Annotated in this window: 6 protein-coding genes; 2 read left to right on the forward strand and 4 right to left on the reverse strand. The window is 71.2% G+C overall.

Features of this window, described 5'->3' with window-relative positions; translation table 11 throughout:
* Positions 1 to 934: 934 nt before the first annotated feature.
* From uvrC to rsgA, 4 genes are all read right to left on the reverse strand, one after another.
* A complete protein-coding gene (gene uvrC, locus ABTW72_RS32620) occupies positions 935 to 2,923 on the reverse strand; it encodes an excinuclease ABC subunit UvrC (RefSeq protein WP_350865713.1) in 1,989 nt (662 codons plus the stop codon).
* Positions 2,924 to 3,109: 186 nt separating this feature from the next.
* A complete protein-coding gene (locus tag ABTW72_RS32625) occupies positions 3,110 to 3,595 on the reverse strand; it encodes a Rieske (2Fe-2S) protein (RefSeq protein WP_350865716.1) in 486 nt (161 codons plus the stop codon).
* Between the two features lie 156 nt (positions 3,596 to 3,751).
* Positions 3,752 to 6,697 carry an excinuclease ABC subunit UvrA gene (uvrA, locus tag ABTW72_RS32630; protein WP_350865719.1) on the reverse strand — a complete coding sequence of 982 codons (2,946 nt, stop codon included), beginning with the start codon at positions 6,695 to 6,697 and terminating at the stop codon, positions 3,752 to 3,754.
* A gap of 271 nt (positions 6,698 to 6,968) precedes the next feature.
* Positions 6,969 to 8,039, reverse strand: a complete 1,071-nt coding sequence (rsgA, locus tag ABTW72_RS32635) for a ribosome small subunit-dependent GTPase A (protein ID WP_350865721.1) — start codon at positions 8,037 to 8,039, stop codon at positions 6,969 to 6,971.
* Between the two features lie 178 nt (positions 8,040 to 8,217).
* Between rsgA and ABTW72_RS32640 the strand changes: the two genes are divergently transcribed.
* Together ABTW72_RS32640 and ABTW72_RS32645 are read left to right on the forward strand one after the other, a co-directional pair.
* Positions 8,218 to 8,934 (forward strand): maleylpyruvate isomerase family mycothiol-dependent enzyme, encoded by a 717-nt coding sequence (locus ABTW72_RS32640; protein ID WP_350865724.1) that lies wholly within the window; start codon positions 8,218 to 8,220, stop codon positions 8,932 to 8,934.
* Positions 8,935 to 8,941: 7 nt separating this feature from the next.
* The gene (locus ABTW72_RS32645; RefSeq protein ID WP_350865727.1) at positions 8,942 to 9,595 is read left to right on the forward strand and encodes an MBL fold metallo-hydrolase; all 654 of its coding nucleotides are present in this window, start codon (positions 8,942 to 8,944) and stop codon (positions 9,593 to 9,595) included.
* Positions 9,596 to 9,751: the final 156 nt, after the last annotated feature.

The raw sequence follows: 9,751 nt of genomic DNA on the forward strand, positions 1-9,751 counted from the left end.
GCCGGCGATAGCGCCACCGGTGAAGGCGAGCCCGGCAGCGGTCAGCGCGGTCTTACGAATCAGATCGGTACGCATGATGGCGTGCTCCTCTGCATCAGGGGGTCACCCACACGGCACTCAACGGGGGGTCAGTGCGACCGCGCGGGGAAAGTTCGAGGGGTTCTGCCCGGTGACCCGCGAAGGGGGTCGGCGTCGGGGCAGGGTGTAACCGTTCGCGGTGGCAGGTCATTCCGCCATACCCGCGGCTCGGCTGGGGTGCTCGGCCGTGCGGGGGTCGGCCTGATGTGGTGCTCGGCCGTTCCGGGGGTGTAACCGGGGCGGCCTGGCGGGTGTTCCCGACGGCTGCCCTGCCCGGCCGTCGTGGTGCTCGGCCGTGCGGAGGGTCTAACCGTGCAGGCCCGGCGGGTGTTCCCGGCGGGGCCGGCGCGTCAATGACCCGGACTGCTGCGGTGGTCTGCCAGGTATAACGACAGGGCCCGGCCGCCGATTCCGCCGCCGGGGTGGCCCCGACCACCCGACGCCCGTCCCGAAACCCGACAAACCACCCAGCTCACCGGCCGGGAAACCCCGACACGGAGGCCAAAGGGGCGTGATCCGCTCGGGTTCCTGAAAGTCACGGTGTCCTGGCGCCGGGGACGCCCCGACATCATGAAAGCCGAGTGGATCATGCCGGTCTGCGCCGTTCGCGCGCCCCGGGCCGGTCCGAGGCGGGGCAGAACGTGACGGTGATCGGCCGGCAGCGCGCCGTACGGAAGCTCGCGCCTTCCATGATCGTGCTCGATCCAGGAAACAGGCCCCTCCCCACGCCACGAGGCCACTACATCCAGGATCGAGCACGATCATGGGGGGGCGCGACCGCCCATCAACGGGCGAGCGAGGACAGCCAGCGTGAGCCGATCGGCTGTGCCTCCGGCCGGACGAGCGACGACGGTGCTCAGGTGCTGGGCTTCGCCTCAGCGCCGTCGTTGGCCTTCGTGTCCTTGTCCAGGGCGGCCAGGATCGCCTCGGCGGTGCGCCGCCCCACCCCCGGCACCTCGGTGATCTCTTCGACCGTCGCGGCCGAGAGCCGCTTGAGCGAGCCGAAGTGCCGCAGCAGTGCCTTGCGACGCACCTCGCCCAGGCCGGGTACGTGATCCAGCGCCGACTCGGTCATCCGCTTGGAGCGGCGCTGCCGGTGGAAGGTGATGGCGAACCGGTGGGCCTCGTCACGCACCCGTTGCAGCAGGTAGAGCCCCTCGGAGGTGCGCGGGAGGATGACCGGGAACTCGTCGTCCGGGAGCCATACCTCCTCCAGCCGCTTGGCCAGCCCGCACAGGGCCACGTCGTCGATGCCCAGGTCGGCGAGTGCCTGCGCGGCGGCCGCGACCTGTGGGGCGCCGCCGTCGACGACCACCAACTGTGGCGGGTACGCGAATTTTCGGGGCCGGCCGGTGGTCGGATCAATCAGGACGCCGACCTGCGGCTCGACCGCGTCCTGGGGGGCGGCCGAGTCGTCGGCCGACTCCACGCCCACCTCGCCGGTCTCGGCCCTGGCGTCCAGGTAGCGGGCGAAGCGACGACGGAGAACCTCGGACATCGCGGAGAGGTCGTCGGTGGCGCCCCGGACGATGAACCGCCGGTACTCGCTCTTGCGGGGCAGCCCGTCCTCGAAGACCACCATGCTGGCGACCACGTCGGTGCCCTGGATCTGGGAGATGTCGAAACACTCGATGCGCAGCGGCGAGGTGCTCATGCCCAGCGCCTCGCTGATCTCGTCCAGTGCCTTGCCCCGGGTGGTCAGGTCACCGGAGCGCTTGAGCTTGTGCCGGGCCAACGCGTCCTTGGCGTTGCGCTCCACCGTCTCCATCAGTGAGCGTTTGTCGCCACGCTGCGGCACCCGCAGCGACACCCGACTGCCCCGGTGGTTGGAGAGCCACTCGGCCAGCGCGTCGGCGTCCGCGGGCAGCTCGGGGACCAGCAGTTCCCGGGGCACGTCGGCCTCGCCGTGCTCGCCGCCGTACACCTGGGTGCAGAAGTGGTGCACCAGATCCCCGGTGGTCAGGTCCTCGGTCTTCTCCACCACCCAACCGCGCTGGCCGCGGACCCGGCCGTCGCGGACGTGGAAGACCTGCACAGCCGCCTCGAGCGGGTCGTCGGCGAACGCGACGACGTCCGCGTCGGTGCCGTCGCCGAGCACCACTGTCTGCTTCTCCATGGCCCGGCGCAGCGCGGCCACGTCGTCGCGCAGCCGGGCGGCCCGCTCGAACTCCAGCTGCTCGCTCGCCTCGGTCATCTCACGTTCGATCTTGCGGACCATGGTGTCGGTGCGCCCGGCCATGAAGTCGCAGAACCCGTCGACGATGGCCCGGTGTTCCTCGGCGGAGACGGTGCCGACGCACGGCGCCGAGCACTTGCCGATGTAGCCCAGCAGGCAGGGACGACCGACCTGGCCGGCCCGCTTGAACACCCCGGCGGAGCACGTCCGCGCGGGGAAGACCCGCAGCAGCAGGTCGAGGGTCTCCCGGATGGCCCAGGCATGCGAATAGGGACCGAAGTAACGCACGCCCTTGCGCTTGGCGCCGCGCATCACCTGTAGCCGGGGGTACTCCTCGTCGAGGGTGACAGCGAGATAGGGGTACGACTTGTCGTCGCGGTAGCGGACGTTGAACCGCGGGTCGTACTGCTTGATCCAGGTGAACTCCTGCTGGAGCGCCTCGACCTCGGTGCCGACGGTGATCCAGTCCACCGACTCGGCGGTGGTGACCATCTGTCGGGTGCGCTCGTGCAGGTTCCAGACGTCGCCGAAGTAGGAGTTGAGTCGGCTGCGCAGATTGCGCGCCTTGCCGACGTAGATCACCCGGCCGGTGCCGTCGCGAAAGCGGTAGACCCCCGGTAGCTCCGGGATGGTGCCGGGTGCTGGGCGGTAGGTCGAGGGGTCAGCCACGCCAACAAGCCTAGTCCGCAGCACCGACAGCCCATCGCAAGCGTGATCCACTCGGCGTCCCGGAAGTCGGGGTGTCGGTACACCGCCAACACCCCGACGTCCCGAAACGCGAGTCGATCCTGCGACGCCGCGCCGACCGGCCGGTCAGCGTGCGGCGGCCCGACCCGCCCGCCGGCCCGCGTCGGATCAGGCCAGCGAAATCTGGTCGCCGGTGACCTTGATGTCCTTGGGCGGCAGCGGCTTGGTGGCCGGGCCGGCCTTCACCGAGCCGTCCTCGATCGAGAACTTGCTGTTGTGGCAGGTGCAGTTGATGGTGCCGCCGTCGACGTTCGTCACCGGGCAGTTCTGGTGCGTACAGATCGGGCTGAAACCCTTGAACTGACCGGCCGTGGGCTGGGTGATGACCACGCCTTCGGCGGCGAGGACCTTGCCGCCCCCGACCGGGATGTCGGCGGTGGTGGCCAACGACTGGGCATTCTGCCGGTCGCCGCCGCCGGCGTCGCCGGTGCTGGGCACGGCGGGGCCACCACTGGTGGGTGCGTCACTGCCGCTGCCGCCGTCATCACTGCCGCAGGCAGCCAGGACGACGGCCGCGCCGACCGCCCCGACGCCGGTGAGCAGGGTACGACGCGTCTGCGTACCCGGACCGGTCAGCGCCTGATCGTCACTCATGCCTCGCCTCTCTCTAGCCCGCTGCCGGTCGAAAGCCGGCCACACTTCTCCACACGGGCAACTGTGCCGGATGGTTCATCGCGGCACTCGTCCGACCCGGCAAATGGGGCGGGGCGGGTCGTCAACCGACCCGCCCCGCGTACACGCACCAAAAGGTCAGCGCGCGGCGGCCGCCACCTTACGGCTGGCCCGCGCCTTGGTCACGCCGTTGGCCTTGGCGGCCCGGGTGGTGGCGGCAGCCGCACCCTTGGCCTTGCCGTCGAGCTTGAGCACCTGGCGCAGGAACTCGCCGGTGTGGCTCTCGGCCACCTCGGCGACCTCCTCGGGGGTGCCGGTGGCGAGCACGGTGCCGCCCCGGTGGCCACCCTCGGGACCCATGTCGATCAGCCAGTCCGCGGTCTTGATCACGTCGAGGTTGTGCTCGATCGTGATCACCGTGTTGCCCTTGTCGACCAGCCCTTCCAGCACCATCAGCAGCTTGCGGATGTCCTCGAAGTGCAGACCGGTGGTCGGCTCGTCGAGCACGTAGACCGTCCGCCCGGTGGAGCGCTTCTGCAGCTCGGAGGCGAGCTTGACCCGCTGCGCCTCACCGCCGGAGAGGGTCGGCGCGGGCTGACCGAGGCGGACGTAGCCCAGGCCGACGTCGACCAGGGTCTTCAGGTGGCGGTGGATGGCCGGGATGGCGGAGAAGAACTCGGCGGCCTCCTCGATCGGCATCTCCAGCACGTCCGAGACGGTCTTGCCCTTGTAGTGCACCTCCAGGGTCTCCCGGTTGTACCGGGCGCCCTTGCAGACCTCGCACGGGACGTACACGTCGGGGAGGAAGTTCATCTCGATCTTGATGGTGCCGTCACCCGAGCACGCCTCGCAGCGCCCGCCCTTGACGTTGAAGGAGAAGCGACCCGGGCCGTACCCGCGCACCTTCGCCTCGGTGGTCTCGGCGAAGAGCTTGCGGACGTGGTCCCAGACGCCGGTGTAGGTGGCCGGGTTGGAGCGCGGCGTCCGGCCGATCGGCGACTGGTCCACGCCGACGACCTTGTCCACGTGCTCCAGCCCGGAGACGCGGGTGTGCCGGCCGGGCACCAGCCGGGCGCCGTTGATCTGGTTGGCCAGCACCGCGTACAGGATGTCGTTGACCAGCGTGGACTTGCCCGAGCCGCTGACCCCGGTGACCGCGATCAGCTGGCCCAGCGGGAACGAGACGGTCAGGTTGCGCAGGTTGTGCTCCCGCGCGCCGTGCACCACCAGCTCGCGGGCCGGATCCTGCGGGCGGCGGCCCGTCGGCGTCGGGATCGACCGCCGACCGGACAGGTACGCCCCGGTGATCGACTCCTTGTTCTTCAGCAACGCCGGCACCGAGCCGCTGTGCACGATCTTGCCGCCGTGCTCACCCGCGCCGGGCCCGATGTCGACGATCCAGTCGGCGGTGCGGATGGTGTCCTCGTCGTGCTCGACCACGATCAGCGTGTTGCCGAGCCCGCGTAGCCGGATCAGGGTCTCGATCAGCCGGTGGTTGTCGCGCTGGTGCAGCCCGATCGACGGCTCGTCGAGCACGTAGAGCACGCCCACCAGGCCGGAGCCGATCTGGGTGGCCAGCCGGATGCGCTGTGCCTCACCGCCGGAGAGCGTGCCGGCCGGGCGGTCCAGGGAGAGGTAGTCCAGACCGACGTCGAGGAGGAACCGCAGCCGGGCGTTGATCTCCTTGAGGACCCGCTCGGCGATCATCTTCTGCCGGTCGGTCAGCTCGATGCCGGCGAGCAGGTCGGCGCACTCCCCCACGGACAGGTTGCAGACCTCGGCGATGCTCTTGCCGGCCAACGTGACAGCGAGCACCTCGGGCTTGAGTCGGGCCCCGCCGCACGCCGCGCACGGCACGTCGCGCATGTAGCCCTCGTACTTGTCGCGGGACCACTCGGACTCGGTGTCGGAGTGCCGACGCTCGATCCACTGCACCACGCCCTCGAAGCCGGTGTAGTAGGAGCGCTCACGGCCGTACTTGTTGCGGTAGCGCACGTGCACCTGATCGTCGGAGCCGTGCAGGATCGTCTTCTGCGCCCGCGCCGGCAACGCCCGCCACGGCGTGTCGATGTCGAAGTGCTGGGCCTCGCCGAGCGCCTCCAGCAGACGCAGGAAGTATTCCAGGTTGTGCCCGGTGGACCAGGGCTGGATGGCGCCCTCACGCAGGCTGCGCTCCGGGTCGGGGACCAGCAGCTCCGGGTCGACCTCCTTCTTGGTGCCCAGGCCGGTGCACTCCGGGCAGGCGCCGTAGGGCGCGTTGAAGGAGAAGACCCGCGGCTCGAGGTCCTCGATGGCGAGCGGGTGGTCGTTGGGGCAGGCCAGGTGCTCGGAGTAGCGGCGCTCGCGGTCCGGGTCGTCCTCGGGGAGGTCGACGAAGTCGAGCAGGACCAGGCCGCTGGACAGGCCCAGGGCGGCCTCGACCGAGTCGGTGAGCCGCTGCTTGGCGCTCGGCTTGACGGTGAGCCGGTCGATCACCACCTCGATGGTGTGCTTCTCCTGCTTCTTGAGCTTCGGCGGCTCGGTCAGCGGGTGCACCACGCCGTCGACCCGGGCCCGGGCGTAGCCCTTGGCCTGCAGCTCGGCGAAGAGGTCGACATATTCGCCCTTGCGGCCACGGATCACCGGGGCGAGCACCATGAACTTGGTGCCCTCGGCCATCGCGAGGACCCGGTCGACGATCTGTTGCGGGCTCTGCCGGGAGATGCGCTCACCACAGACCGGGCAGTGCGGCTCGCCGATGCGGGCATAGAGCAGACGCAGGTAGTCGTAGACCTCGGTGATGGTGCCGACGGTCGAGCGCGGGTTACGCGAGGTGGATTTCTGGTCGATCGAGACGGCCGGGCTCAGACCCTCGATGAAGTCGACGTCTGGCTTGTCCATCTGGCCGAGGAACTGGCGGGCGTACGACGAGAGCGACTCGACGTAGCGGCGCTGCCCCTCGGCGAAGATCGTGTCGAAGGCCAGGCTCGACTTGCCCGACCCGGACAGCCCGGTGAACACGATGAGTGCGTCCCGGGGCAGGTCGAGACTGACGTCACGCAGGTTGTGCTCGCGCGCGCCACGGATGATCAGTCGGTCGGCCACGGTACGTGTACTCCCGGGAGAAGACGAAGCGAAGGATGTGTCCCGCTCTGGGTGGTCTTGAGCGGTCGTACGGGCGCGGAAAACACGCCTCGGCAACTCTAGCCCCGAGGTACGACAGTTTCCCTCGCCCGCACATTCCCCCAGCTCAGCCCGGTCGGCCGCGCCACCCGGAAGCCCGGGTCACCCGAAACGCGCGCCACCCGGAAGCCCGGGCCACCCGAGACGCGCGCCGCCCGCAAGCCCGGGCTCCCGCGCGTCGGCGGGCGCCCGGTCAGAAGCCGCCGGGCGCCGGCGGACGCGCGGCCCGACGTCGGGCCGAACGCCACCCGCCGCGTCGCTCCGCCGCCACCCGGGTCTCCCGCCGTCGGCTCTCGTGGGCCACCTCACCCTGCAGCCGCCGCCAGCTCTCCCACCGACGGGTGGAGAGCTCGCCGGTGTGCAGCGCCTCCCGGACCGCGCAGGCCGGCTCGCCGTCGTGGCCGCAGTCGGCGTACCGGCAGCCCTCGGCCAGCCCGGCGATGTCGGCGAAGGCCCGGTCGAGCCCGGCCGCGCCGTCGAGCAGGCCGACCGCCCGGACACCGGGCGTGTCGATCACCGCACCGCCACCGGGGATGGGTACGAGGGCCCGCCAGGTGGTGGTGTGCCGACCCTTGCCGTCCACCCGCCGGATCGCCTGGGTGGGCATCATCATCGCCCCGACGAGGGCGTTGACCAGGCTCGACTTGCCCGCACCGGAGGGGCCGAGCAGTCCGAGCGTGCGGCCGCGCGTCACCTCGGCGCGCAGCGGTTCCAGCCCGAGGCCACGTTCGGCGCTGACCGGCAGCACCGGCACCCCGGGGGCGACCGCGGCCAGCTGGCGGGCCAGCGCGGCCGGGTCGGCCGCGAGGTCCGCCTTGGTCAGTACGACAAGTGGCCGGGCGCCGGACTCGTGGGCCAGGGAGAGCAGCCGTTCGATCCGGCCCACGTCCGGCTCGGGGTGCACCGGCTCCACCACTGCGGCGGCGTCGAGGTTGGCGGCCAGCACCTGACCGCTGGCGTCCTTGCCGGCGGTACGCCGGATCAGCGCGCCGCGCCGCGGCAGCACCGCCTCCACTGTGACCCGGCGGTCCGGCCAGTGGGTGAGCAGCACCCAGTCCCCGGCGCAGGGCAGCGCGGACGGGTCCCGCGCGGCGACGGTCAGCACCGCCCCACCCAGGCTGGCCCGGACCGGGCCGACGGCGGTGAGCACCGTGCAGACCCCCCGGTCCACCCGGGCCACCCGACCCGGCTGGTGCTCGCCGCGGCGCGCGGCGTACGCCGTCCGCTCGGCGTCCCAGCCGAGGGCGGTCAGATCGATCGTCATGTCATCCTCATCGGTGTCGAAGCTGGTGATGGCGGAACACGCGTGCCACGTCCGGCATGATCACCACCTCCGTCCGATGTCCCGGTGCCGCGTCTGCCGCTGACGGTAGGTCGCGCGCCGACGCGCCGAAAGCGATTTCCCCGGCGACGGCGCGACGGCGGACCGCTAGGGTCGACGGGTGACCACCGATCCGCTCCTGCTGATGGGCGAGGTGGACGCGGCCACCAGCCGACTACTGCGTACCGCCGCTTCTTTCGACGCCGCGGACCTGGCCGCCGCGTCGCTGCTGCCGGGCTGGACGCGCGGCCACGTGCTGGCGCATGTGGCGCGCAACGCCGACGGCTTCGTCAACCTGCTCACCGCGGCCCGCACCGGGGCTGCGCTGCCGATGTACGCCTCGTTGGAGGCGCGCACCGCGGACATCGAAGCCGGTTCGAGCCGGCCACCGGCCGCGCACCTGGACGACCTGCGACGCACCGCGGACCTGTTCTCCGAGGCGGTCGCGGCCATGCCGGCCGACGCGTGGGCGGCGACGGTGCAGGCGCGTAAGGGCCCCTGGCCGGCGGCGCTGCTGGTCTGGGGTCGGCTGCGGGAGATCGAGGTGCACCACCTCGATCTGGCCGCCGACTACCGGGCCGCGGACTGGTCGGAGACGTTCGCCCACCGTCTGCTGCGGGAGGCGGCCAGTCACCACGGCATGGGGCCGACACCGCCCTCGATGGTGCTGCGCCTCGACGGCAGCGAGCATGAGGTGGTGATCGGGGAGCGCGTGGACGCCCCGATCGTCGCCGGCCCCGCCCCCGACCTCGCCGCCTGGCTGATCGGCCGCGCCGACGGCGCCCCGCTCTCCGTCACCCCTGACGGTCCCCTGCCTACTCCACCGGAATGGATATAGAAACGTCATGACATACAGCGGAGACGTCACGCACGGCGGCGCACCGGCGGTCCGGGAGCTGGACGGGCTGACCATCAGCAAGCTGTCGGTGGGTCCGATGGACAACAACGCCTACTTACTGCGCTGCACGGGCACCGGTGATCAGGTGCTGATCGACGCCGCCAACGAGGCGCCCCGGCTGCTCGAACTGATCGGTGACGGTGGGCTCACCGCCGTGGTGACGACCCACCAGCACATGGATCACTGGGTGGCGTTGGAGGAGGTCGTCGCCAAGACCGGCGCCCGGGCGCTGGTGCACGCCGAGGACGCGTCGGGGCTGCCGATCGAGGCGGAGCGGCTGGCCGACGGCGACACCGTGGCGGTCGGCGACTGCGCGCTGGAGGTCATCCACATCAAGGGGCACACCCCGGGTTCGATCGCGCTGCTCTACCGCGACCCGGCCGGCACCCCGCACCTCTTCACCGGCGACAGCCTTTTCCCCGGTGGGGTGGGTAACACCGACAAGGACCCGGAGCGCTTCGCGGCGCTGATCGGTGACGTCGAGCACAAGCTGTTCGACCAACTTCCGGACGACACCTGGTTCTACCCGGGCCACGGCAAGGACAGCACCCTGGGCGCCGAGCGCCCCGCCCTCCCCCAGTGGAAAGCCAGAGGCTGGTAACCCCACCGAACAGAACAGAAAACCCGACGTCGACCGAGAACCACCGAGGTCAAGAACCACCGACGGCGGCGGCACCCCCGCACGAACCGGAACCACGACGGGGGCGGGGGCCCGCCGTGCCCGGCGCAGGGATCAAGCCTGACCGCCCGGAGCCGG

Origin of the sequence: Micromonospora sp. NPDC127501 (genome assembly GCF_040302185.1) — a bacterium.
In the GTDB taxonomy this organism is placed as follows: Bacteria; Actinomycetota; Actinomycetes; order Mycobacteriales; family Micromonosporaceae; genus Micromonospora.